The sequence below is a fragment of the Cellulomonas sp. NPDC057328 genome, from assembly GCF_042667215.1.
GTDB lineage: Bacteria > Actinomycetota > Actinomycetes > Actinomycetales > Cellulomonadaceae > Cellulomonas.
In genome coordinates this window covers 1-2,156 of record NZ_JBHUZW010000210.1, presented here as the reverse complement: position 1 = coordinate 2,156, position 2,156 = coordinate 1, and the positions used below count along the sequence as shown (strand labels likewise).

Genomic DNA, 2,156 nt, shown 5'->3' with positions numbered 1-2,156 from the left:
GGCCACCGGCCCGGCGCACGCGGACGCTGCCGTGTCCGGGGCCGTGCGCCCCGCGCCCCCGGCGCCGCCGGGGCCGTGCACCTGGCCGTCGGCTCCGCCCGGCGGCAGCGAGGTAGGAGACCATGAAGACCATCGACGACCTGGGCGACCTGCGCGGCAAGCGCGTGCTCGTCCGCTCGGACTTCAACGTGCCGCTCGACGGCACCACCATCACCGACGACGGCCGCATCCGCGCCGCGCTGCCGACGCTGCAGGCGCTGCTCGGCAAGGGCGCGCGCGTCGTCGTCGTCGCCCACCTGGGCCGCCCGAAGGGCACCCCCGAGGCGAAGTACTCCCTCGCGCCCGTCGCGGAGCGCCTCGGCGAGCTGCTCGGCCAGCCGGTCGCGCTCGCCGAGGACCTCGTCGGCGAGTCGGCGAAGGCGACCGTCGCGGCGCTCGAGGACGGGCAGCTCGCGCTGCTCGAGAACGTGCGCTTCGACGCGCGCGAGACGTCCAAGGACGAGGCGGAGCGCGGTGCGCTCGCCGACGAGCTGGCGTCCCTCGCGGACGCGTTCGTCTCCGACGGCTTCGGCGTCGTGCACCGCAAGCAGGCGTCGGTCTACGACGTCGCGCAGCGGCTCCCGCACGCCGTCGGCCAGCTGGTGCTCAAGGAGGTCGAGTCGCTGCGCAAGGCGACCGACGACCCGGCGCGCCCGTACGTCGTCGTGCTCGGCGGCTCGAAGGTCTCCGACAAGCTCGGCGTGATCGAGAACCTCATCGGCAAGGCCGACCGGCTGCTCATCGGCGGCGGCATGCTCTTCACGTTCCTCGCGGCGCAGGGTCGCTCGGTGGGCACGAGCCTGCTCGAGGAGGACCAGGTCGAGACGGTCAAGGGCTACCTCGCGGCCGCCGCGGAGCGCGGCGTCGAGATCGTGCTGCCCGTCGACGTCGTCGTCGCGCCGCGGTTCGCCGCCGACGCGCCGGCCACCACCGTCGCGGTCGACGCGATCCCGGACGACCAGATGGGCCTCGACATCGGACCGGAGAGCGCCGAGCTCTTCGCGTCGAAGATCACCGACGCCAAGACGGTCGTGTGGAACGGCCCCGCGGGCGTGTTCGAGTTCGAGGCGTTCGCCGCCGGCACGCGTGCCGTCGCGCAGGCCCTCGTCGACGCGGGCGCGGCCGGCGGCTTCACCATCGTCGGGGGCGGCGACTCCGCCGCGGCCGTGCGCACGCTCGGCTTCGACGAGGCCGGTTTCGGCCACATCTCGACCGGCGGCGGCGCGTCGCTGGAGTTCCTCGAGGGCAAGACCCTCCCGGGCATCGCAGTTCTGGAGGACTGAGCCGTGGCGAACACGCGTACCCCGCTGATGGCGGGCAACTGGAAGATGAACCTCGACCACCACCAGGCGACGCACACCGTGCAGAAGCTGGCGTGGACCCTCAAGGACGCGAAGCACGACTACGCGTCCGTCGAGGTGGCGGTGCTCCCGCCGTACACGGACCTGCGCAGCGTGCAGACGCTCGTGGACGCCGACAAGCTCGAGCTCGTCTACGGCGCGCAGGACGTGTCGGCCCACGAGTCGGGCGCGTACACCGGCGAGATCTCGCCGCTGTTCCTCACGAAGCTCGGCTGCACGTACGTGGCCGTCGGGCACTCGGAGCGTCGTCAGTACCACCACGAGGACGACGCCCTGGTGAACGCCAAGGTCACGTCGGCGCTCAAGGCCGGCCTCGTGCCGATCCTGTGCGTCGGCGAGCCGCTCGAGGTCCGCAAGGCCGGCGAGCACGTGCCGCACACGCTCGCGCAGCTGGACGGTGCGCTGCAGGGCCTGACGGCCGAGCAGGTCGCCGGCCTCGTCGTGGCCTACGAGCCCGTGTGGGCCATCGGCACGGGCGAGACGGCGACGCCGGAGGACGCCCAGGAGCTGTGCGGGGCTATCCGGGTGCGCGTCGCCGAGCTGTACGACCAGGCGACGGCCGACGCCGTCCGCGTGCTCTACGGCGGTTCGGTGAAGTCGTCGAACGTCGCGTCGATCATGGCGAAGCCGGACGTCGACGGCGCCCTCGTCGGCGGCGCGAGCCTCGACCCCGAGGAGTTCGCGAAGATCGTCCGGTTCCAGTCGCACCAGGTCGGCTGACACGACGACGCGGGGCGGTGCTGGCTCGCACCGCCC

2 protein-coding genes are annotated in these 2,156 nt (G+C 73.1%); both read left to right on the top strand.

The features are described 5' to 3' along the window. Window positions 1–122 precede the first annotated feature (122 nt). A complete protein-coding gene (locus ACFUMH_RS19015) occupies window positions 123–1,322 on the top strand; it encodes a phosphoglycerate kinase (RefSeq protein ID WP_378209191.1) in 1,200 nt (399 codons plus the stop codon). 3 nt (window positions 1,323–1,325) lie between these two features. Beyond that, a complete protein-coding gene (gene tpiA / locus ACFUMH_RS19010; protein ID WP_378209188.1) occupies window positions 1,326–2,120 on the top strand; it encodes a triose-phosphate isomerase in 795 nt (264 codons plus the stop codon). Window positions 2,121–2,156: the final 36 nt, after the last annotated feature.